Origin of the sequence: Pseudomonas chlororaphis subsp. piscium, from assembly GCF_003850345.1 — a bacterium.
Lineage (GTDB): Bacteria > Pseudomonadota > Gammaproteobacteria > Pseudomonadales > Pseudomonadaceae > Aquipseudomonas > Aquipseudomonas piscium.
Window position 1 is genome coordinate 4,413,353 of the sequence record NZ_CP027707.1, and the last position, 20,858, is coordinate 4,434,210.

The following is a 20,858-nucleotide window of genomic DNA, read 5'->3' on the forward strand; positions in this document are numbered from 1 at the left end:
GCAACCTCAGTGCCCCGGGGCGAAGGCGATCGGCGCCGCATGGGCCAGGCCGCCACGGCACTTGAGTATCCGCAGCTGCGCTGGCCGTGCCTCCACGGCGATGCGCAGGGCCGCTGGCGAGGGGTTGATGGCTTCCTTGAGGGGGCGGTAGGCAAAGGCCAGGGTCTGGCCGGTCTCGGCCGCCACCTGCAAACGCCGCAAGGCACGGTCGTCGACCTGTTGCGGCCAGCACAGCACAGCCCCGCAGCAGCCCGAACGCAGGCACTGCTCGGCGGCCCACAGGGCGTCCCGCTCGCCGGCCTGGATCACCGACAGCTGGCGCAGATCGACCCCGGCACTCTGCCAGGCCTGGGGATACGGCACATGGGGCGGCGCCACCAGCACGATGCGCTCGCCGGCGGCCGAGAGCCGGGCCAGGGTCGGCCACAGCAGTTGCAGCTCGCCGACACCCTGGGCGGCGATAAGGATTTCCGTCAGCGCCGCTTCCGGCCAGCCGCCGCTGGGCAAGGCCGCGTCCAGCATGGGGTGGCCGGTGGGTTGCGGGCTGGCGGCGGGCACCGTCGGGCGGCCCTTCCACACCCGGCCGGCATTGAACAGCGTCTCCAGTGCCACGACGGCGCCCATCAGCCTTGCCTCACCAGGCCACAGAACACCCCTTCGATAGCCAGGTCCCGGTCTTCGCCGATCAGGATCGGCGCATAGGCCGGGTTGCGCGGCAGCAGGCGCACGCCATCTACCAGGCGCTCGAAACGCTTGATGGTGACTTCGCCGTCCAGCCGTGCCACCACGATCTGGCCGTTGCGCACCTCGCTGTCACGGCGCACCGCCACCAGGTCGCCGTCGAGGATGCCGTCATCGATCATCGAATCGCCCTGGACCCGCAGCAGGTAATCGGGGGTACGGGAAAACAGCGCCGGGTCGAGCAGCAAGCGGCTGTGCACCTCGGCATCGGCGCCGATCGGCAGGCCGGCGGCGACCCGGCCGAGCACCGGGATCTCCAGCAACTCGGGGCGCGGCGGCTGGTTGAGCAGGCGGATGCCCCGGGCCTGATGGGGGTTGACCTCGATGAAGCCGGCCTCGGTCAGGGCTATGACATGCTTGCGCGCCACGCTGCGCGAGGCGAAGCCGAAGGCCTCGCTGATTTCAGCGAGGCTCGGGGGCTGGCCATGTTCGGCGATGCGCTCGCGGATAAAGGTCAGGATGGCACTGCGGCGGGGAGATAAAGTGGTCATGGAGTACATTTGTACTCCTCCCGGGTTTTCCTGACAAGAACCGCCAGTCAGCCCAGGCCACGGCTCGCCAGGAAAGCACTGATGTAATCGATGAACGCCAGCACCTTGGCCGTGGCCCGCCGGTGGCTGGGGTAGACCGCCAGGATGTGCGGCCCGAAGCAGTCCGGGTCGATGGCGTAGCCGGCCATCACCCGCACCAGGCGGCCGTCGGCCAGGTAAGGCGCGGCGCTCCACAGCGGGGTGTGCAGCAGCCCGCGCCCGGCCAGGGCATTGGCCAGCAGCAGGTCGTAATTGTCGCTGCGCAAGCGCGGCGCCCGGGGTTGCGGCAGGCTCAGGCGCTGCCCGTCCCGTTCGACCCACCAGAACTCGCGGCTAAGCAAGGGATGGCGATAGAGCAGCCATTCGTGTTCATCCAGGGTCTGCGGCGTCACCGCCACGCCCTTGCGCGCCAGGTAGGCCGGGCTGGCGCACAAGGCCAGGCAATTGCTGCCGACCACCCGGGCGATCAGCCCCGGCAGGTCGTCATGGCCTTCGCGCAGGGCCAGGTCGTAGCCGCTTTCCAGCAGGTTGACGAACTCGTCGCACAGATCCACCTGCAGGTCGATCTGCGGATACTGCTCGAGGAAACCGCCACACACCTGGTCGAGAAAGGCCTGCCCATAGGCCAGCGGCGCGGTGATCTTCAGGTTGCCGCGCAGGCCATGCTGCAACTGCTCGATTTCCTCGCCGGCTTCCTCCAGCCGCTGCAGGACCTGGCGCGCGGTTTCCAGGTAGAGCCGCCCCACTTCCGTCAGCAGGATCCGCCGGGTACTGCGCTCGAACAAGCGCGCGCCCAGCTCGACTTCCAGGTGATTGACCGCCTTGGTCAGGGCCGAGGGGGTCTTGCCCAACTGCTCGGCGGCGCGGCTGAAACTGCCCAGCTGCGCAGTGACCACGAACATTTTTAATGCACCCAACTTGTCCATGCTTTTTCCATTCAGGCAAAAACGTTTTTCGTCAGCGAGGCGTTCTGTCGGCTCTGGCAAGCCACTAATCTGGGCATCAGACGCAATAACAAGGAAATACTCAATGAAAAGATTCATCCCGAATCTGCTGACGATTGCAGTAAGTTTTGCCTCAATGGAAGCCATGGCCGCCACCGACCTGGTGCTGTTCAACGGCCAGGTGTTCACCGCCGATCGCGCCCAGCCCAAGGTCCAGGCCCTGGCGGTGGCCGACGGCAAGGTGCTGCAAGTGGGCAGCGACGCACAGATCAAGGCGTTGATCGAAACCGGCACCCGGGTCATCGACCTGGGCGGCAAGACCCTGATGCCCGGCCTGATCGACAGCCATTCCCATGCGATCTTCGGCGGCCTGGAAATGACCTCGGCCAACATGCAGGACCAGGTGGTCGGCCTCGACGAGCTGGAGCGAAAGCTGCGCGCCTGGCGCGACGACGGCAAGGCCCGGCATGGCGATGTCCTCAGCATCGCCGGCATGAGCTCGGCCTACTGGGCCCAGGCCGAAGCCCTGGGCCAGCGCTTCAACGCCGGCGAATGGGCCAAGGTGCCCGTGGTGTTCACCGGCAGCGATCACCATACCGCCTGGGCCAACGCGGTGATGCTTGAGCGCGCCGGCATCGACGCCGCCCTGCTCAAGACCCTGCCGCAGGCCGAGCGCGACACCATCGGCCAGCTCGCCGACGGCCGCCCCAACGGCTTCCTGGTGGACGCCGGCTGGGACCGGGTCGCGGCGAAAATGCCGGTGCCCGGCAGCGCCGCCCTGCTCAACGCGGCGCAATCGGCGGTGCGCTACAACAACAGCCTGGGCATCACCGCCTGGATGGACCCGGCGGCCAACGCCGGCCCCGGCGAAGCGGTGTTCGCCCTCAAGCCCACCGCCCAGACCGTCGGTGTGCTGCCGGCCTACAAGGCGCTCGCCGAGAGCGGCGGCCTGAGCGCCCATGTCGCCGCGCTGCTGGTGGCCAACCCGAAAAGCCGCCCTGCCGACCTCGACGTGCTGGAGCAGGTGCGCCAGCAATTCCAGGGCATCCCCAACCTGACCCTGCCCGGCGTCAAGATCTTCGCCGACGGGGTGATCGAATACCCGGCCCAGAGCGCGGCGATGATCGATCCCTACAGCAACTCGCACAAACAGGGCGAACTGCTGATCGATCCCGAGCATTTCGGCGAACTGGTCAGCGCCATCGACCAGCGCGGCTGGCTAGTGCATATCCATGCCATCGGCGACCGCGCGGTGCGCGAATCCCTCAATGGCATCGCCCAGGCGCGCCAGGACCGCCAGAGCGGCATCGCCCACTCCATCACCCACTTGCAGATGGTCAACCCGAAAGAGTTCGCCCGTTTCAAGCCGCTGGGGGTCATCGCCTCGATGCAACTGCTGTGGGCCTCGGCGGACGACTACACCCTGGACATGATCAAGCCCTACGTCAGCGCCCTGGCCTTCCGTTACCAGTACCCGGCGCACTCCCTGCTCAAGCAGGGCGCGACCCTCGCCGGGGCCAGCGACTGGCCGGTGTCCTCGCCCAACCCGTGGAACGCCATCGCCCAGGCCATCACCCGCAAGGGGCCGCTGGGGGTGCTCAACGCCGACGAGCGCCTGGACCGCGAAACCATGTTCTACGCCTACACCCTCAACGCCGCCCGCGCCATCGGCCTGGAGCAGCAAATCGGCTCGCTGAGCGCCGGCAAACAGGCCGACTTCATCGTGCTGGACCGCGACGTGTTCCGCGTCGACGAAAAGGCCCTGCATGAAACCCAGGTGCTGCAGACCTGGTTCGCCGGCCGCGAAGTCTACGCCCGGCCTCTCTGACTGCAACGGCTGACCCGCTGCCCGCCCCCGCCTCTCGCCGAGCGCGGGGGCCTGAGCCATATCGATAGCGACCTGTGCGGCGCGACTCGACACAACGGCAAAGGCCCTTCGACACTTTTTTTACCAATCCCGATCTATAGTCGGCAGTGCAACGGCTGGCGTTTTCATCATAGGTAGAGGAACGAACTGAAATGGTCTTGGGCAAAGGACTGCGATTGCCGTCAATCACATCGACCCGCCTGGTGCTGCTGTTTTCCCTGGCCCTGGTGGCGCTCTACAACTTCGCCACCTGGCGCGCCCTGGGCCACCTGATCAGCCTGCAAGGCCTGCACAAGCTGGCGTTCTTCGCCTCCTTCGGGCTGTTCCTGTGGGCCGCCATCACCCTGCTGCTGACCCTGGTGTCCTTCCGCTGGACCCTGAAACCGGCGCTGAGCCTGGTGGCCCTGACCTCGGCCGCCGCCGCGTATTTCATGAACCAGTACGGCATCACCATCGACACGGTGATGGTGCAGAACGTGTTCGAGACCAACCCGGGCGAAGCTAGCGCGCTGTTCAACTTCAAGCTGCTGGGCTACCTGCTGGTGCTGGGCGCCTTGCCGGTGGTGCTGATCTGGCGCACCCCGGTGCGCTACCGGCCGTTCTTTCGTGGCCTGCTGAACAAGCTATTGGTGATCGCCGCCTGTGTGCTGGCGATCGCGGTCTCGGTCGGCGCCTTCTATTCCACCTACGCGCCGATCTTTCGCGAAGAAGACAAGCTGACCCACTTCATCAACCCGACCAACTACCTCTACGCCCTCGGCAAATACGCCAAGCAGAGCCTGGGGATCAAGCAACACCTGGTGATCCAGCCGATCGGCCAGGACGCGGCGATGAGCGCCCAGGCCAGCGCCCGGGAGAAGAAGTCGCTGATGATCCTGGTGGTCGGCGAGACCGCCCGCGCCGACCACTTCTCCCTCAACGGCTATGCCCGCGACACCAACCCGGAGCTGGCCAGGCTGGACATCCTCAACTTCACCCAGGTGCACTCCTGCGGCACCTCGACCGCGGTCTCGGTGCCGTGCATGTTCTCGATGTTTCCCCGCGAGGACTACAGCGACAAGAAGGGCAAGACCTACGAAAGCCTGCTGGATGTGCTGCAACGGGCCGGCGTGCAGGTGCTGTGGCTGGACAATAACAGCGACTGCAAGGGCACCTGCCTGCGGGTGCCGAACCGCGACATTCCCAAGACCCAGCCGAGCCCCTTCTGCGACGGCAAGAACTGCCTGGACGAAGCCCTGCTGGTGGACCTGCAGCAGTACATCGACCGCCTCGGCGACAACGCGATCATCGTCCTGCACGCCGACGGCAGCCACGGCCCGGAGTACTACGACCGCTATCCGAAGAGCCTGGAGCGCTTCACCCCGATCTGCCACACCAACCAGCTGGGCAGTTGCAGCAGCGAGGAACTGGTGAACGTCTACGACAACACCATCCTCTACACCGACCACTTCCTGGCCCGGGTCATCGAGTTGCTCAAGCACAACCAGGAACGCTTCGACACCTCGATGCTATACGTCTCCGACCATGGCGAGTCCCTCGGCGAAAACGGCCTGTACCTGCACGCCGCGCCCTACGCCCTGGCGCCGCAGGCGCAGACCCATGTGCCGATGCTGATGTGGTTCGGCCAGCAAGCCCTGAGCGACCTGGGCATCCAGCGCGACTGCCTGCAAGGCAAGAGCGGCGAGCCGGACCTGAGCCACGACAACCTGTTCCACTCGGTGCTCGGGCTGTTCGAGGTCAAGACCAGCCTGTACCAGCCGCGGCTGGACATCTTCCATTCGTGCCGGCCGAACATGACCGCGGCGCACTAGCGCCACCGGATAGCGCTTGGCTTCTGTAGGAGCGAAGCTTGCTCGCGAAGGCCGCGACGCGGAATTTCTGATCCACCGCGTCATAGTTCATCGCGGGCAAGCCTCGCTCCTACAGAAGAAGATCGCGCACGTTCCACAGGAGCGAGATGGGTGTTGAAACTGATAACGGCGGCATCGGGCAGCACCGATCGAGAGCAGGATCCAGACGTCACCCCACCTACAGGGGCGTGAAGGTTTGGCCTAACCGCGCTTGAGGATCAGGTCCATGACCCGGTCGGTTTTCACCGCCTCGGCGGCCAGGGCCGGATGCTGTGCTTGGCCACGGATATGGGCGTTTATGCCGAGTACGTGGTGCCACTGGATGTGCTCGGGGTTGTCGATGAAGAGGCTCAACTGTTCATCGGCGTCCAATTGCAGCGGATGTTCGTCGAACACCGAGAAGCCGATACGCCCCTGGCTGCCGATGATCTCCACCCGGTCCACCCGACGGTCCGCGACGAAGTTCCAGGCCCCCGTGCCCAGGGCGCCACTCGCGAAACGCCAGCTGGCGCTCACTGCGTCCTCGGCGCTGTACAGCCCGGCCTGCCGCGCGGTGAAACCGGCGACCTCGGTGATGTCCCCCAGCAGGTACTGGAACAGGTCCAGGCCGTGGCTCGCCAGGTCGGCGAAGTAGCCGCCGCCGGCGATCCGCGGGTCGGTGCGCCAGTTGCGGCCGCCACTGCGATCGGCCTTGGACGGGGCCTTGGTCAGGGTCCAGCTCAGGTGGCGCACCTCACCGATGCGCCCGTCCCGCAGCCATTGCCGCACTTGCTGGAAGCGCGGCAGGGAACGGCGGTAGTAGGACACGAACAGGTGCAATCCGGCCTGCTGGAAAACCTGCTGCATCTCCAGGCTTTGCCCGGCGTTCAATGCCATCGGTTTTTCCACGCAGCAGTGCTTGCCGGCGGCGGCCACCCGAAAGCTGTAGGCGTGGTGACTGTCAGGTGGCGTGGCGATGTACACCGCGTCCACTTCGGGGTCGTCGATCAGCGCCTGGGCATCGGTGTAGAAGCGTGCGATGCCGTGGCGTGCCGCATAGTCCCGCACCGCTTCCAGGCGCCGACCCATCACCGCCACCAAGGCCGAGCCCGGCGCCTTGTAGAAGGCCGGGCCGCTCTTGCGTTCGGTGACGCTGCCGCAACCGATCATGCCCCAGCGCACGGGCCGCATGCCCTCTCCTCCTGTGCCCATTGGCCGGTCAGACCGCTTGCAGGGCACGCAGGTCGAGGCGGCCGTCCTGCAGTGGCGGGCACCAGTAGTAGCCGCCGGTGATCGGCCGGCTCATGCGGTACAGGCCGTCGACTATGCCGTCTTCCAGGCCGCTCATGCGCCGCAGCTGGACTTCGAAGGCGTGGAGGCTGTGGCCGAAGGCGAGGAACATCAGGCCGCCCTTGTCGCCTTCGATCCACGGCATCGAGCGGCGCACCATAAAGGCTTCGGGGGTGAAGCTCTCCTGGGCGGTGCGCTTGACGTGAGCCGAGTCCGGCGCGTCGTCCAGCTCTTCGTTATCGCTCAGGCGGCGGCCGATGATGTTGTCGCGCTCTTGCTGATGCATCGCGGCAAAACCCTTGAAGTCGTGCTGCCACTGCTGGATCGCGGCGAAGCTGCCACCGCGCAGGCCGTCGGCGCCTTCGGCCAGGGCCGCGGCGATGGCTTCTTCATCGTGAGGGTTTTCAGTGCCGTCCTCGTAACCGGTCAGGTCGTGGCCGGTCTTGTGGCGGAAGGCTTCGTTCATCTGCACCAGGCGCAACGCCGGGGCCAGGGCGGCCTCCAGCTCGTTGCTGCGGTGCAGCAGCTCGCCGCGGTCTTCGCCATGCAGCCAGACCCACAGCGCATGCTGGGTCGAAGGGTTGTCGACGCCGACCCCGGTCAGCGCCGGGAAGGCCTTGAGCCCCTGCACGCGGGCGCCCAGCACCTTGACCAGCGACGCGCCAAAACCCGCTACCGCCGTTTTCCCGTCCACCAGCGCCAGCAAGCGATCGATCGCCGCCGGCAGCGCCTCGATGGATTCGAGGGCGAAAAACAGGTGACGAGCCTGGGTCGGAACGGGGGTGGCAAGAATGCCCGGCTGGTAGTAACTCATAGCGACTCCTTGAAGAAAGCCCGGAGTTTACCCGGCGCACCACAATTTGTGGGGGTTTAGACACGCATGAAGCGACGTGGTGAATCGTCACGCCGCCAGGCTCCCTGCCCTACAACTGGCCGCCCTCTTCCCGGTAGGCGCTGGGGCTCAGGCCGGTCCAACGCTTGAACGCCCGGCGAAAACTGCGCACGTCGCTGTAGCCCACCGCCTCGGTGATGCGCTCGATGGACAGCTGCGGGTTGGCCAGCAGGCTCAGGGTGCGCGCCCGGCGCACCTGCTCCAACAACGCTTCGAAGGTCAGGTCGTGCTCGCTCAGGCGTCGGCGCAGGGTGCGCCCGCTCATGTTCAGGTCACTGGCGACCTGCTCGATATGGCTGCCCTGGGTCAGGTCGCGGGAGATGGCCCGCTCCACCGCCTGGATCAGGTCCAGCTTGCGGTGCACCTGGGCGCTTTCCAGTTCCAGCAACTTGAGCGCCTGGCGCAGGGCCACGGCATGGTGGTTGGGCAGGCGCGTGTCCAGCCAGTGGCCGGCGATGACCATGCGGTTGTGCAGGCAGCCGAAGTGCACGTCGGGCCCCAGCAGGCGCAGGTACTCGTCCCGATAAACCGGGGCGGAGTGCGTGAACTCGATCCGCAGCGGCTTGAAGTCGGCGCCGACCAGGGCCCGGCCATAGACCGGCAGGCTGGCGAAGAACTCTTCGACGGCAAAGATCTGCACGTCGCTGTAAGGCAGCCGGCATTCGGCCTCGACAAAAAACTCGTCACCCTGTTGCTGGATGGTGCAGTTGGCGAGGCCGCCGGTGGTGTGCTGATGGCGCAGGCCGATGTCGAAGGCATCGCGCAGGGTCTTGCACAGCGACAGCACATGCCCCAGCAGGCCCAGGGTGCCGAGCACGTTCTGATGCCCGACCCACAGGCCCAGGCCCTGCTGCGGCAAGGCCTTGAGCGCGCGCTGGATCATCGCCACGGCCTGGCGGTAGGAGATGCGTTGTGCGGGGTCCTGCAGGTCGTCGAGGGTAAAGCCCAGGCCCCGGCACAGGGCGTGCGGGTCGACGCCGTGGCTGCCCGCGACTTCGGCCAGGGTCTGCAACAGGAAGGGTGAAACCAGGGCCAGTTGGTACTGTGGATCGACGGCTTTCATCTGCATGGGCATCGGGTCCCGAGCCGGTTCGGCTGCAATTCTTATTCTGGTTATGCGCCCCGCTCCCAGACACCGCCAGGGCGAGGCGAGCGCTCGCTCAGCATAGCGTTTTCCGCTCGCGCCCATGGAAGGATGTAACAAGTCATTGCAGGCTGGCCGCGAAAGTCCCCCTCAGTGGCCGCCAATACCCTGCCTGGCCAGGCGCCGAAGGCTTATTCCTATGGGGCGGCCGGAAACCGGCCAACTGCGCGCCCACTGACAATAATAAGAGCCCGAACATGAATTCGACCCGCACCCATCGCCCCCGGCGCCTTGCCGCCAGCCTGGCCTGTATCGCCGCCCTGCCCGCCCTGGCACCGGCCACCGAATCCGGAGTCGACAATATCGGCACCGGCACCGACGGCTTCTTCATCCTGCCGCTGGACGTCAACGGCCTGCCGGACCACATGTTCGCCTTCAACCTCTATTACAACCACTACGAAGCGCGGAAGCTGAATATCAGCTCCCTGGGCGGCAAGGTGCCGGACGTGCGGATCGTCTCGGACGCGATCATTCCCCGCCTCGACTACCTGAGCCCGCTGCGGGTGTTCGGCGGGCGCCTCGGCGGCTACGTGGCGCAGCCTTATCTGCGCCAGCAGGTGGGGGTCTTCGGCCTCAAGGACCAGCGCGAAAGCATGGGCGACACCACCATCGCGCCGATCATCCTGTGGGACATGGGCAAGAACCTGACCCTGGGCGCCGCCGTGGAAATCACCATTCCCACCGGCAAGTACGACGCGACGCGCCTGGCCAATACCAGCAACAACTTCTACACCTACAAGCCGCTGGTTTCGGTGACCTGGCTGCCCACCCCGCGCACTGAACTGTCGATGAAAACCACCTACAGCTTCAACGAGGAAAACCACGCCACCGACTACAAGTCCGGGCAGATCTTCCACTTCGACTATTCCGCCAGCTACAAGGTGACCGACAACCTGAGCCTGGGGGTCAACGGCTACTACCTGAAGCAGACCACCGACGACAAACAGTACGGCCGCACCGTGCAGTTTCTCGGCGAGGACGTGGACGATGGCGTGCGCGGCCAGGTGTTCGCCATCGGCCCGGCGCTGTACCTGACCTTCCTCAAGTACGCCAGCGCGGAGATCCGCTGGGCCAAGGAGTTCGACGTGGAGAACCGGCCCGAGGGCGAGATGCTGTGGGCCAAGCTGACGATTCCGTTCTCCTTGTAACGTAGGAGCGCCACCCGCTCGCTCCTACGGATTGCGCGATCTTCTTCTGTAGGAGCACAGCTTGCGTGCGATGAACGATAACGCGGTTTCCCAGACATTCCGCGTCACGGTCATCGCGGGCAAGCCTCGCTCCTACAGAAGAACGTGTGAGCCTCTGTAGGAGCTAGCGGGCGGCGATCCGACTTGCCCGCGATGAGGCCCTCAGCCCCGCCGCAAAGAACCTAGCTGTAGACCGGCCAGCTCTCGACGATCCGCCCGCCGCGCACCGCCAGCAGGTCACCGAATTGCAGCAGCACCGCTTCGCTCTGCATCGGCCGCAGGAACACCTGGTCGTCCGGCCCCAGGCCCACGGCGGGCGAGCCGTTGACCATCTCCTGGTTGGAACTGCGGCCGAACAAGCCGTTGCTTTGCAGCCCCGAGGGCGACTCGAACTCGGCCAGCCAGTTGCCGCCGTAGATGAAGAATGTCTCGCGCTGGTTCGGGTCCCACCAGGCGAACAGCTTCGACTTGTCGTCCAGCGCCGGGATGCGCACCGGGCCGGTGCTTTTCAGCACCGGCGTGGCGATGTAGGCCGCCGGCCGATGTTCGCTGAGGGACGGCAGGTCGTAGTGGGTCGGCTTGAGCATCGCCGTGCCCACCGACACTTCGCTGCTCAACTGTTCCTGCTCATGCATGCGGTAGCTGGGGCTGCCGGCGGTGTTCAGGGTCAGCCCCGGCTGCCAGAGCGCCGGATGGCGTTGCCGGGTGAAGTCCACAGCGCTCTGGTAGCGCTGCATGACCTTGGCGAACAGCGCTTCGGGCGAGCCGAGAATACCCGGCACGCCCATGCCGACAAAGGGGTCGTAGCCCATGAAACCGGCGAACTCCAGGTGCTGGGGGTTGGTGGCGATCAGGGTCAGCAGCGGCCCCAGTTCGAGGCTGTCCTTCACCCCGCCGCGGTGCAGGCCGACGTCCAGCTCGATATTGATCCGCAGCCGGGTGCCCAGGCCACGGGCCAGGGCCAGGTATTGCTGCAGGTGTTCCGGGGTGTCGATCAGCCACTGCAACTGCCGGGCCGGGTCAAACGGGCCTTTGTGGCCCTGGTAGAACAGCTCGGCGGAACGCACCGGCAGCGGCTTGCCCAGCAGGATGTCGGCCTCGGGAAAACGCTGGGCGTCGTGATTGAGGAACGGCTGGTGGAACGACATCAGGCGCTGGGTGCCGGCGCGTTGGCCGATGTAAGCCAGTAGCTCCGGCGATGGCAGGGACTTCTCCACCAGCCGCAGCTGCTTGCCGCCGCGCTTGACCGACTGCAGCACCACGTCGATGTTGTGGTCCAGGCGATCGAGGTCGATCAACATTACCGGGCGCATCGGGCCGTGGGCCTTGAGCTCCTGGTTCAGCGTGCGGAAATAGTCACTGTAGGGCCCGCCCCGGTCGGCGGGCCGCAGCCAGGCGCCCACGCCCGCCAACAAGGCGCCGACACCCGCGGTACCGAGCAGGAAGTTGCGTCGATTCATCCTTTTTATCTCCCTTCAGACCACGCCCAGGATGGACGACAGGTGTGCATTGAGGAACTTGCCGCCGGGGTCCAGCGCCTCGCGCACCCGGGTGAACTCGCGCCAGCGCGGGTACAGCGCCTGCAACTGCCGGGCGTTGAGGCTGTGCAACTTGCCCCAGTGCGGGCGGGCGGCGTACTTCCAGAAAATCGGTTCGACGGCGGCGAAGAAGTTGTGGTGGTCCATGCCGTAGTGCTGGTGCACCGAGATCGAACAGCTGTCGCGGCCCTCGAACATGCTCAGGGGAATGTCGTCGGCCTGGACGTAGCGGTACTCGATGGGAAACCAGGTGCGCAGGTCCTTGTCGCGGATCAGCTTGAGGATTTCCCGCAGGCACGCCGGGCCGTGCTCGGCCGGCACCGAGTACTCCATTTCGTTGAAGCGCACGTTGCGCACATTGGCGTAGACCTCGTAGGAGTCGCCGACCCGGTCGTCGAAACTGGCGAAATGCCGCAGGCTGTTGAGCAGGGTGCGGCGGGTTTCGGGAAAGTCGCTAAGGTACTTGTCGAGGTTTTCGATCAGGCTGACGAATTCGTTGCCGCCCTCTTCCGCCGGGTCCACCGGCGGGGTCGCTGGGTCTTCGGTTTCATTCAGGGCAATCGACAGCGCGTAGTCGGAATGGGTGACCACCAGCATTTCCCAGTGCTGGTTGTCGCGGGTGTTTTTCGCCAGGTCCTCGAGCAGCTCTTCGGTCTTGGCAATCCACTGTTTTTCCCGCAGGCGATAGGCCGGGCGATTCTGCAGACGCACCCGGGCGGCCACGCCCAGGGCACCGAGGGACACCCGTGCGGCGCTGAAGACCTCGGCATGGCGGCTGCTGTCGCAGTCCAGCACCTCGCCGCTGGCGGTCACCAGTTGCAGGCCGCAGACCTGGGCCGAATAGGACTTGAAGCCGACGCCGGTGCCGTGGGTCGAGGTGGCGATGGCCCCGGCCAGGGTCTGGTAGTCGATGTCGGCCATGTTCGGCAGGGCCTGGCCGATCGCCTTGAGCGGCGCGCCCATGCGCGACATCGGCGTGCCCGCGGCGAACTCGGCCTGCAAGGTCGCGGCATCGTGGCTGAGCAGGCCGCTGAAGAAACTCAGCGACAGCAGCGTGCCGTCGGTGGGCACCAGGGCGCTGAAGGAGTGCCCCGAGCCCACCGGGCGGATCTTGCCCGGGGTCTGGCGAATCACCTGCACCAGCTCGTCGAGGTCCTTGGGCGCCAGCCGCGCCAGGGGCAGGCAGCTTTGCGCGCCGGACCAGTTGCGCCAGGGAATCAGCCGTGGCGCCCGCGCCAGCTCGGCCAGCAGCGGGTTGCTGGCCAGGGCGCTGAACGCTCCGGCTACCCCTGCGCGTTGCAGCAACTGACGTCGTGTGAGGTGCATGGTCATGCCTGTGTCCCTGTGCCGGGTTATTGGAGGTCTTGTGCGGACATGAAGCGGATCAGGGCGAGGAACTGCTCCTCGGAACACTGCATGCACAGGCCCATCGGCGGCATGCCGTTATAGCCATTGATGCTGTGGTCCAGCAGGGTGTCGGCGCCCTGGGCGATGCGCGGCCGCCAGGCCTGGACATCGCCGGTCAGCGGCGCGCCGGACGCCGGGTTGGCGTGGCAGAGCTTGCAGCTGCTGTCGTAGATCCGCGCCAGCGTCGAATCGTCGGGCAACTGTTGCACCGCGGCCGTAGAGGGCGGCGCGGGCTTGTCGCCGCAGGCGACCAGCAGCCCGCCCAGCGCCAGGCACAGCGCCACGCGCCCCAGGCGATACAGCCTGGCGATGGATAAAAACCGCAGCGAGGCAGTCGGTGCCGGCATGGTGTTCCTCTCGGGTGACGGTCGGGATCGACCCAGAGCCAACACTAAGGCAGGCGCCGCCAGGACCTGAGGGCATTGCGGGCCAGCGAGGGGGGCATCTGCGGCCAGGCCGGTGCAGACGCCTGCCCACGATGAGGACGCCGCGGTCTACCGATGGACCGCGTTATCGTTCATCGCGCGCAAGCTGCGCTCCTACAGGATTGCGGGGCTTCTGTAGGAGCGAGGCTTGCCCGCGAAAAACCGTTAACGATAACGCGGTGTCCTGGGGACCATCGCTACGCGGGCAATCAAGCGGCAGCCGGCCGCTTCTACTGAAGAACAACAGCCGCGGCTATTTGATGCGGTAGTGGAAGGTATTGCGCACCGCGGGCACCGACACCGCCTGGCCGTCGACGATGCGCGGCTGGTAGCGGAAGGTGTTGGCCGCCGCCAGCGAGGGGCGGATGAACAGCGGGTGGCAGCCGTCGAGCACCTTGGGGTTCTCCACCTTGCCTTGCGGGTTGACGCTGTATTCCACGGTGCAGTCGCCTTCGATGTTCTTGTCCAGGGCCCGTTGCGGGTAGTCCGGGGCCTCCTTGCTCAGGGGCAGGTACTGGCGGCTGTCGGCCGCGGCCTGGGCGGCTTGCTGCCGGGCGCGCTCGGCGGCCAGGCGGGCCTGTTCGGTGCGCTGCGCCTGTTGCTGTTGCGCCTGCTCCTGGGCCAGGCGCTGTTGCTCGGCTTCGCGGTTGCGCCTTTCGTTTTCCTGGCGCTCGTGCTGCTGGCGTTGCTGCTCGGCCAGCTGTTCGCGTTTCTTGTCTTCGACCCGTTTGCGCGCCAGGGCCGCCTGCTCGAGTTTCTGCGCCTGGAGCCGCGGATCGACAGCAGGCTTGGCCGGCTCGACCGAGGCCGCGACCACCGGTTCCGGCGGCGCGAGCGTGGGCATGGGGGTGGCTTCAGGCTCGACCAAAGCTGGCGCTGTCGGCGGCAACATCACCAACTGGGTACGCAACACCGCCGGCTGTTCGGCGGCCGGCGGCTCCACCGACCAGCCCGCCACCAGCAGCGCCAGCACCCCGGCGTGCAGCGCCACCGCCAGGGTCGCGGCCAGCGCATGGGGGCGCCAGTGTTCGCGCAAGGGTCGCAGGGAAAAATCGTCGAGGGTCTGCTGTGGACTGTGCATGATCATCGCCGTCATTGCGGGGCCTCGGTCACCAGCCCCAGGTTGCTCACCCCGCCCTGCTGCAACGCCGCCATGGCCGCCACCACCAGGCCGTAGCCGGCGTCATTGTCGGCGCGAATGTAGACCTGGGTATCGCTTCGCGCAGCGACTATTTGCGCCACCTTGGCGCGCATCTCGTCGAGGTCCACCGCGCTGTCGGTCTGCTGCCGTGCATCCAGTTCACCACCAAGGTTCCAGTAGTAGCCGCCCTCGGCCTTCACCGACAGGGTCAGGATCTGCTGCCGGGTGTCAGTGGCCAGGGCCTCGCTGGCGACCTTGGGCAGCTCGATCTTCACCCCCTGGGTGAGCATCGGCGCGGTGACCATGAAGATCACCAGCAGCACCAGCATCACGTCGATGTAGGGCACCACGTTCATTTCGGCCTTGGGCCCATGCTTGCGTTGCGGCCTGACTAGCATCTGCACTCTCCTCTCAGGCCGCGACGGCCAGGTTCGACGACGCGCCATGCAGCTGGCGATGCAGACGCGCCTGCAGCTCGTTGCCGAAGGCGTAGTAGCGGGTCAGCAGGGTCTGGCCACGGGCGGCGAAACGGTTGTAGGCGATCACCGCGGGGATCGCCGCGAACAGGCCGATGGCGGTGGCGATCAGCGCTTCGGCGATGCCCGGGGCCACGGTGGACAGGGTCGCCTGCTGCACCTGGGACAGGCCGAGGAAGGAATTCATGATCCCCCACACGGTGCCGAACAGGCCGATATAGGGGCTGACCGAACCGACCGTGGCCAGGAACTGCAAGCCTTTTTCCAGGCGGATTTCCTGCTCGCTGATGGCCACGTACAACGAACGTTCCACCCCTTCGAGCACCACTTCGGCCGGGTTGCCGCCTTGCTGGCGGAGCTGGCTGTAGGCCTGGAAACCGGCCTGGAAGATCGGCTCGACACCGCCCTCGCCGTCCGCCTGTTGCAGGCTTTCACGGTACAGCGGGGTGAGTTCGGCGCTGCCGCGAAAGCGCTGGACGAAAGCGTCGAACTGGCGTTCGGTGCGCTTGAGCACGCTGCCGCGCTGGATGATCAGGTACCAGCTGAGCAACGACGCCAGCAACAGGGTGAGCATGACCGCCTTGACCAACAGGCTGGCATCGCTGATCAGCCCCCAGATGGTCATGTGTTCCAGTGTCGCCTGCATGGTGAAACTCCTTTGCCTGTGCGCCTCGGGCCGTCGCTGCACGACGGCCCCGGGCTATTCGATGGGATACAGATGAAGCGTTGATGACGGCGGCATTCAAGGCAGCTTCAGCGCCCCGGCCACCTCGGCCCAGGGCACGAACTTGAAGTTCTGGGTCTGCTCGGGCATGCGTTTGCGGCCGTCCTGGACCACCAGCAGCCCCTGGCTCCAGGGCCCGCCGAGGTTGGCCGAGGTGACTTCCAGGCCATCGGTTTCCGACGCCCCGTCGATGCCCGCGGCGGCATTCAGGCCGACCCGGAAGGCCCCGCGGGAAGCGAACGGCGGCTCGGCATCGAGCACCACATAGCTGTCGTTGCCCTGGCTGGAAATCACCAGGTAGTCATGCGTCTCGCTCTGGTACAGCGCCAGGCCCTCGACGTCGGCATGTAGTTGCGGGCCGACCTTGATCACGCTGGCGAGGTTGGCCGGCTGGTCGGCGCGGGCATCCACCGCCCACACGCCGACGTCCTCTTCACCGAGGAACAGGCGCTGGCGCTGGTCGTCGGCGACACAGCCTTCCGGCTGGCTGTCGACCTTGAACTGGCGCACCAGCTCGCCCTGGACCCGACCATCGGGGGCGCTCAGGCGGTATTGCAGGAAGCTGCCGTCCTTGCCGTTGGCAAAGGCATAAAGCTCGCCGCTGGCCGGCTGGAACAGGCAGATGCCGTAGATTTCCTTGAGCGGCGTGGGGATCTCCCCGGCTTCGCGCAGCTCGCCGCTGGCGCGATCGATGCTGAACAGGCTGAGGCTGTTGTGATCACGGTTGCTCGCCACCGCCAGGTCGACCACCTGGGTGCCCAGCTTGAAGTTCGGCCGCAGGTCGACGTTGTTCAGCCGCCCCACCGGCAACTCCTGGAGCAACTTGCCTTGCAGGTCGTAGGCCAGCAGCCCCTGTTTCTTGTTGGTGCCCAGCACCCGGCTCAGCTCCGGCTGCCGGGGGTGAATCCAGATCGCCGGGTCGTCCGCCGCATCGCCCTGGCGCCCCACCGGCTCGCTCTGGCTCAGGGCTGGCACATTGGGCAGCACCGGCGCCAGCGGCACCGGGGTGGCCTGCCAGTCCAGCCGGCCCTGGTAGATCTGCCCGTCGTCATCGTCGCGCACCAGCACTTGCAGACCCTGGGCGCTGGCTTGCACCGCGAGGTTTTCCGGCTCCTTCAGCCCGGGCAAGGTCAGATTGGCCCTGGGCGACCAGCCTTCGCCCTGTTGCTGATAAAGATGCAGCCGCGCCGCCTTGGGGTCGAGCGCCAGCACGCCGCCCGGCACCAAGGCCATGGCGCCGGCGGCCTTGGCCACCTCGCCGAACGGCGCGCGCATGGCCATCGGCCGCCGCTCGACATCCGCCTCGGGGTGCGCCGGGTAGGCCCACCAGCCGACGTTCTCTTCGTTGACCAGCAACTGGTTAGCGCCATCGTCCACCTGGCAGAACTGCGCCGCCGGCGGCAGCGGTACGCCGCGCACCCGTTGCGCCGTGGCGCTCAGCCGGGCGCCGGCGCCCACCAGCCATTGCTCGCCCTTGCCCTCCTCGCCCACCAGGAACAGGAACAGGTTGCTGGCCTCGTCGCGGTACAGGCACAGGCCGTTGACCGGGAAGTCCCGCGGCGGCAGGTACAGCGGCTGGCCCCACTGGCGCCTGTGCGGATCGAGGCTGACCAGCAGCGCCTGCTGGCGCTGGCTGTCGAGCGTGGCGACCAGCACCTGCTGGCCGGCGGCGCGGCTGTCCAGGCCATTGAAGGAGCCTTTCAAGCGCGCCAGTTCCTGGCCCTGGGCGTCGAGCAGCAACAGGCCGTCGCGCTCGCTGGCGGCCAGGCGCTCGCTGGTGCCGGGCACAAAGCCGATGGCCTCGATGGCCAGGGCCTGCTTGGGCAGCCAGGGTTTCAGGGTCAGGCTGGGATCGGTGGACGCCGACAAAGAGCCGGCGATGGCCGCGCCGCTGCCCAGGCAGATCAGCGCGGCCAGCAGGCAGCGCGCGGGTGTCAACAGAATACTCATGAATGGATCAGGTCCTTATTGTTCGTTCGGCACGGCGGCAGCGCCGGGGCGCCGCCGCCTCGGGATCAGAAGTGGGTAAAGGTCAGGCCGAGCTTGTAGGTCGGGCCGTACTCTTCGTACTGGCCGTTGTAGGAGCGGTGGCCGGTGTAGACGAAGTACGGCTCGTCGGTGATGTTCTGCGCCTCGAAGCTCAGCTGCAGGCTCTTGGTCAGCGAGTAGCGGGCACTGAAATCGACGAAGGTCTGGGCATCGACGTGCAGGTCGTGGGCCTTGTCGTTGATCGAGGCCAGCTCATAGAGGTAGTCCGACTTGTAGTTGGCCGACAGGCGCAGGCTGAGCTTGTCGTTTTCCCAGCCGAGCATCAGGTTGCCGACGGTGTCCGACTGGTTCGGCAGGTCGATGCTGCGCTTGCGGTTGACTCCGCTGGCGGCGTCGAAGCCCTTGATCTCGGCGTCGGAGCGGCTGAAGGTGGCGTTGGCCCCCAGCAGCAGGCCATTCCAGGGCGCCGGCAGCCAGTCGAATTTCTGCGAGTAGGCCAGCTCCAGGCCGTACAGCTTGGCGCTGTCGCCGTTGGCGAAGGTGTGCGCCTCGGAGAAGTTGGCCCAGGCGCCGGTGCCGGCCAGGTCGGTGTTGTAGACGAAATTCTTGATGTCCTTGTAGAACACGAAGGCCGAGACGGTGCCGGCGCGGCCCATGAAGTGCTCGATGCCCAGGTCCAGGTTGCTCGACTCCAGCGGCTTGAGGTCCGGGTTGCCGAAGCTGGCTTCGTCATCGTCGATGACAAAGCCCGGCGCCAGCTGGCCGAAGGTCGGGCGCACCACTGCCTTGGTCCAGGCAGCGCGCACCTGGGTGTTCTTGTCCAGCTGGTAACGGGCGTGCAAGCCCGGCAGCCAGTGGTGGTAACGGCGCTTGGTCTCGGTGGACTGGAACTCGCCGTCGGTGGCACCGGTGCCCTTGGCCTCGAACTCGGTGCCTTCGTAGCGCAGGCCGGCGATAAAACGCCAGTCATCGATATCCACGGTGTTCATCAGGTAGCCGGCGTTGATGTCTTCGCGGATCTTGAAATCGTTGACCCGGGATTCGCTCTCGTCGAAGAACCCATCGCGGTCCAGGCCGCCGATCAACTGCTTGATCGAGCCGCCGCTGATGCCCGGGCCGAAGCGGCCGAGGCGATAGTCGACGCTGCCTTTCTGGAAGCCACTGAGGTTGAGCTGTTCGTCGCTGAAGCCCAGTTCGTCGAAGTCTTTGTAGACCCAGGCGTCGAGGTCGTTGTCCTTGTTGCGTCGGCTGACCTTGCCGCCGAACTTGACCTGGGACGCGTAGCCGCTGAGGTCGTAGTCGCGGGCCAGGTCCAGGCGCAGGTTTTTCTCGGTGTCGGTGGTGCGCTGCTTTTCCCACTCGACCTTGTCCAGGCTGAAGTTGGACGGGTTGTAGAACCCCTGGCCGACGATCGGCCGCGGCTTGTCATTGTCGTAGAAGCCGCTGTCGGCAAAGTCGTCGTTGCCCTTGAACACCGCGCTGGCGATATGCCCCGGGCTGTCTTCGCTGGAGCGGCTGTAGCCGGCCTGGCCGCTGAGGGTCCAGAGGCCGAACATGCGCTCGCCGCCGAACACGTAGGACTGGATTTCCTGGGTTTCCTCGCGCTGCTTGAGCTTGCGTTTACCTTCGGCGTCGCCCAGCTCGCTGGCCGCCTGGGGCTCGGCGAATTCCAGGCTGGCGGCGTTGCGCGTCTCGCTGTCCTTGTAGCGGCTGTACAGGGTGCGCAGGTAGTAGCTGCTGAGGTCGTCCGGCTTGTAGTCGAAGTTCAGGCCGCCGCCGGCGCGTTCGCGGCTGATGTCGTAGTCGCGCAGTTCGAGTTCCTGCAGTTTTGCGCCCTGCTCGAAGTCCCAGGCGCCGCCGGTCTCGACGTTGTCCGAACCGAAGTCGCGCTTCTGCCAGCTCAGGGCCGCGGCCACGCCGAAGTTGTCGATGCCGTCGCCAAGGCTGAAACGGTCGCTGATCGCCCCGGAAAATTTCGGGCTGGTCTGGTGGGTGTTCTGGTCGTAGCTGGCTTCGCTGCTGCCGGTGTAGAACAGGCCCTTGTGATCGAAGGCCGAGAGGCTCTGCACGTCGACGGTGCCGCCCAGGGAGTTGGCGTCCATGTCCGGGGTCAGGGTCTTGATCACCGACAGCGACTGCACCAGCTCCGAGGGCAGCACGTCCAGGGCCACGGCGCGGCGTTTGCTTTCCGGGGCCGGCACCAGGGTGCCGTTGATGGTCACGCTGTTGAGGTCCGGGCCCAGGCCACGCACGCTGACAAAACGCCCTTCGCCCTGGTCGCGCTCGACGCTGATGCCCGGCAGGCGCTGCGCCGCTTCGGCGACGTTCTCGTCCGGCAACTGGCCCACGCCGTCGGCGTGCACCACGCTCTTGATCGTGTCGGCGCTGCGCTGTTCCTTGAGCGCCTGGTCGATGCTCGCGGCCTGGCCGACCACTTCCAGGTGTTCGGTGTTTTTAGTCGAATCGGCTTCGGCGGCGCTCAGGCGTTCGCTGGCGATCGCCATGGCCAGGGCGGTGAGCGTGAAGCCGAGCAGGCCGGCGGTGCTGCTGCGCTTGTACATGATGGTCCTCCCCCAAGAGTCCGGTGACGGCCAGGCAAGGGGCCCGGCAACTGGGAGGGCAAGCTAGGGTCGGGGAATGACGGTTCTGTGACAGGGGTTGGCGGGGAGGCCCTTGAAGCGGGGGTTTGCCCGGGATCCAGGGGCAAAGTGAGCTGAAATGACCTTTTACCGGG

17 protein-coding genes are annotated in these 20,858 nt (G+C 66.3%); 3 read left to right on the top strand and 14 right to left on the bottom strand.

The window, feature by feature from the left end; genetic code table 11:
- Nucleotides 1-6: 6 nt before the first annotated feature.
- Genes imuA through C4K38_RS19835 form a run of 3 tightly spaced genes read right to left on the bottom strand, consistent with a single transcriptional unit; the run spans nucleotide 7 to nucleotide 2,197 of the window.
- On the bottom strand, nucleotides 7-624 hold the full coding sequence (gene imuA, locus C4K38_RS19825; protein ID WP_053279837.1) for a translesion DNA synthesis-associated protein ImuA: 618 nt from the start codon (nucleotides 622-624) through the stop codon (nucleotides 7-9).
- Nucleotides 624-1,241, bottom strand: coding sequence for a transcriptional repressor LexA (gene lexA / locus C4K38_RS19830; RefSeq protein WP_053279838.1), 618 nt, complete (start codon nucleotides 1,239-1,241; stop codon nucleotides 624-626). Before lexA ends, imuA begins: the two co-directional genes overlap by 1 nt.
- A gap of 38 nt (nucleotides 1,242-1,279) precedes the next feature.
- Nucleotides 1,280-2,197: a LysR family transcriptional regulator gene (locus C4K38_RS19835; protein ID WP_053279839.1), complete on the bottom strand. Its 918-nt coding sequence runs from the start codon at nucleotides 2,195-2,197 to the stop codon at nucleotides 1,280-1,282.
- Nucleotides 2,198-2,300: 103 nt separating this feature from the next.
- Here C4K38_RS19835 and C4K38_RS19840 point away from each other — a divergent pair, with 103 nt between their 5' ends.
- Nucleotides 2,301-4,043: an amidohydrolase gene (locus tag C4K38_RS19840; protein ID WP_053279840.1), complete on the top strand. Its 1,743-nt coding sequence runs from the start codon at nucleotides 2,301-2,303 to the stop codon at nucleotides 4,041-4,043.
- A 191-nt stretch (nucleotides 4,044-4,234) separates the two neighbouring features.
- Nucleotides 4,235-5,893: a phosphoethanolamine transferase gene (locus tag C4K38_RS19845; protein WP_053279841.1), complete on the top strand. Its 1,659-nt coding sequence runs from the start codon at nucleotides 4,235-4,237 to the stop codon at nucleotides 5,891-5,893.
- A gap of 240 nt (nucleotides 5,894-6,133) precedes the next feature.
- Here the strand turns inward: C4K38_RS19845 and C4K38_RS19850 are convergent, their stop codons facing one another.
- From C4K38_RS19850 to C4K38_RS19860, 3 genes are all read right to left on the bottom strand, one after another.
- The gene (locus C4K38_RS19850; RefSeq protein ID WP_053279842.1) at nucleotides 6,134-7,102 is read right to left on the bottom strand and encodes a Gfo/Idh/MocA family protein; all 969 of its coding nucleotides are present in this window, start codon (nucleotides 7,100-7,102) and stop codon (nucleotides 6,134-6,136) included.
- Nucleotides 7,103-7,130: 28 nt separating this feature from the next.
- Nucleotides 7,131-8,015: a Dyp-type peroxidase gene (locus C4K38_RS19855; protein ID WP_053279843.1), complete on the bottom strand. Its 885-nt coding sequence runs from the start codon at nucleotides 8,013-8,015 to the stop codon at nucleotides 7,131-7,133.
- Nucleotides 8,016-8,124: 109 nt separating this feature from the next.
- Nucleotides 8,125-9,162 (bottom strand): AraC family transcriptional regulator, encoded by a 1,038-nt coding sequence (locus C4K38_RS19860; RefSeq protein WP_053279844.1) that lies wholly within the window; start codon nucleotides 9,160-9,162, stop codon nucleotides 8,125-8,127.
- A gap of 272 nt (nucleotides 9,163-9,434) precedes the next feature.
- On the opposite strand from C4K38_RS19860, the gene C4K38_RS19865 reads away from it, so the two are divergent.
- Nucleotides 9,435-10,385: a SphA family protein gene (locus tag C4K38_RS19865; protein ID WP_053279845.1), complete on the top strand. Its 951-nt coding sequence runs from the start codon at nucleotides 9,435-9,437 to the stop codon at nucleotides 10,383-10,385.
- A gap of 221 nt (nucleotides 10,386-10,606) precedes the next feature.
- On the opposite strand, the gene C4K38_RS19870 is transcribed toward C4K38_RS19865, so the two are convergent.
- From C4K38_RS19870 to C4K38_RS19905, 8 genes are all read right to left on the bottom strand, one after another.
- Nucleotides 10,607-11,815: a DSD1 family PLP-dependent enzyme gene (locus C4K38_RS19870; protein ID WP_164487042.1), complete on the bottom strand. Its 1,209-nt coding sequence runs from the start codon at nucleotides 11,813-11,815 to the stop codon at nucleotides 10,607-10,609.
- 84 nt (nucleotides 11,816-11,899) lie between these two features.
- On the bottom strand, nucleotides 11,900-13,228 hold the full coding sequence (locus C4K38_RS19875; RefSeq protein WP_164487043.1) for a D-arabinono-1,4-lactone oxidase: 1,329 nt from the start codon (nucleotides 13,226-13,228) through the stop codon (nucleotides 11,900-11,902).
- 86 nt (nucleotides 13,229-13,314) lie between these two features.
- The gene (locus tag C4K38_RS19880) at nucleotides 13,315-13,716 is read right to left on the bottom strand and encodes a c-type cytochrome (RefSeq protein ID WP_053279848.1); all 402 of its coding nucleotides are present in this window, start codon (nucleotides 13,714-13,716) and stop codon (nucleotides 13,315-13,317) included.
- A gap of 331 nt (nucleotides 13,717-14,047) precedes the next feature.
- A complete protein-coding gene (locus tag C4K38_RS19885) occupies nucleotides 14,048-14,890 on the bottom strand; it encodes an energy transducer TonB (protein WP_053279849.1) in 843 nt (280 codons plus the stop codon).
- On the bottom strand, nucleotides 14,887-15,333 hold the full coding sequence (gene tolR, locus C4K38_RS19890) for a protein TolR (protein WP_053279850.1): 447 nt from the start codon (nucleotides 15,331-15,333) through the stop codon (nucleotides 14,887-14,889). The genes C4K38_RS19885 and tolR overlap by 4 nt, the downstream gene beginning before the upstream one ends.
- Nucleotides 15,334-15,346: 13 nt before the next feature.
- Complete coding sequence (tolQ, locus tag C4K38_RS19895) at nucleotides 15,347-16,057, bottom strand: protein TolQ (protein ID WP_053279851.1); 711 nt, start codon at nucleotides 16,055-16,057, stop codon at nucleotides 15,347-15,349.
- 96 nt (nucleotides 16,058-16,153) lie between these two features.
- The gene (locus tag C4K38_RS19900) at nucleotides 16,154-18,085 is read right to left on the bottom strand and encodes a phytase (RefSeq protein WP_053279852.1); all 1,932 of its coding nucleotides are present in this window, start codon (nucleotides 18,083-18,085) and stop codon (nucleotides 16,154-16,156) included.
- A 65-nt stretch (nucleotides 18,086-18,150) separates the two neighbouring features.
- The gene (locus C4K38_RS19905) at nucleotides 18,151-20,685 is read right to left on the bottom strand and encodes a TonB-dependent receptor (protein WP_053279853.1); all 2,535 of its coding nucleotides are present in this window, start codon (nucleotides 20,683-20,685) and stop codon (nucleotides 18,151-18,153) included.
- Between the last annotated feature and the right edge of the window lie 173 nt (nucleotides 20,686-20,858).

Coding starts and splice junctions, on each gene's coding strand:
- imuA (WP_053279837.1), bottom strand. CDS start 624: ATGGGCGCCGTCGTGGCACTGGAGACGCTGTTCAATGCCGGCCGGGTG.
- lexA (WP_053279838.1), bottom strand. CDS start 1,241: ATGTACTCCATGACCACTTTATCTCCCCGCCGCAGTGCCATCCTGACC.
- C4K38_RS19835 (WP_053279839.1), bottom strand. CDS start 2,197: ATGGACAAGTTGGGTGCATTAAAAATGTTCGTGGTCACTGCGCAGCTG.
- C4K38_RS19840 (WP_053279840.1), top strand. CDS start 2,301: ATGAAAAGATTCATCCCGAATCTGCTGACGATTGCAGTAAGTTTTGCC.
- C4K38_RS19845 (WP_053279841.1), top strand. CDS start 4,235: ATGGTCTTGGGCAAAGGACTGCGATTGCCGTCAATCACATCGACCCGC.
- C4K38_RS19850 (WP_053279842.1), bottom strand. CDS start 7,102: ATGCGGCCCGTGCGCTGGGGCATGATCGGTTGCGGCAGCGTCACCGAA.
- C4K38_RS19855 (WP_053279843.1), bottom strand. CDS start 8,015: ATGAGTTACTACCAGCCGGGCATTCTTGCCACCCCCGTTCCGACCCAG.
- C4K38_RS19860 (WP_053279844.1), bottom strand. CDS start 9,162: ATGCAGATGAAAGCCGTCGATCCACAGTACCAACTGGCCCTGGTTTCA.
- C4K38_RS19865 (WP_053279845.1), top strand. CDS start 9,435: ATGAATTCGACCCGCACCCATCGCCCCCGGCGCCTTGCCGCCAGCCTG.
- C4K38_RS19880 (WP_053279848.1), bottom strand. CDS start 13,716: ATGCCGGCACCGACTGCCTCGCTGCGGTTTTTATCCATCGCCAGGCTG.
- C4K38_RS19885 (WP_053279849.1), bottom strand. CDS start 14,890: ATGACGGCGATGATCATGCACAGTCCACAGCAGACCCTCGACGATTTT.
- tolR (WP_053279850.1), bottom strand. CDS start 15,333: ATGCTAGTCAGGCCGCAACGCAAGCATGGGCCCAAGGCCGAAATGAAC.
- tolQ (WP_053279851.1), bottom strand. CDS start 16,057: ATGCAGGCGACACTGGAACACATGACCATCTGGGGGCTGATCAGCGAT.
- C4K38_RS19900 (WP_053279852.1), bottom strand. CDS start 18,085: ATGAGTATTCTGTTGACACCCGCGCGCTGCCTGCTGGCCGCGCTGATC.
- C4K38_RS19905 (WP_053279853.1), bottom strand. CDS start 20,685: ATGTACAAGCGCAGCAGCACCGCCGGCCTGCTCGGCTTCACGCTCACC.